The 269-nt window shown below is 60.6% G+C and carries 1 protein-coding gene; it reads left to right on the top strand.

What is annotated here, in order from left to right; all coding sequences use genetic code 11:
* The coding region (locus EOB49_RS35350) for a c-type cytochrome (protein WP_127383569.1) at positions 1 to 238 on the top strand (238 nt) is incomplete at its 5' end.
* Positions 239 to 269 lie beyond the last annotated feature (31 nt).

Here is a 269-nt window from a genome sequence, read left to right as displayed (position 1 = left end):
TTCCGGCTGCCATACGATTACGGGCGTGCCGGGCGCGCAAGGGCAGGTCGGTCCTCGCCTGGATGCCAGTCTTGCTGGCCGCATCTTTATCGGTGGCGGGCTGGCCAACAATCCAGAGAACCTGATCCGCTGGATACGATCGGCAAGGGAAGTCGATCCGCACACGGCCATGCCATCGACACGGATCACGGAGCAGCAGGCGCGCGATATCGCGGCCTACCTCTACGCTCTAAAATGATTTTAGCGGTCCATCGTCTGAACAACAACGC

The sequence above is a fragment of the Mesorhizobium sp. M7A.F.Ca.MR.148.00.0.0 genome (assembly GCF_003997735.1).
Taxonomy (GTDB): domain Bacteria; phylum Pseudomonadota; class Alphaproteobacteria; order Rhizobiales; family Rhizobiaceae; genus Mesorhizobium.
Note: the sequence above shows the minus strand (reverse complement) of the source record. Positions and strands in the feature narration are given on the sequence as shown.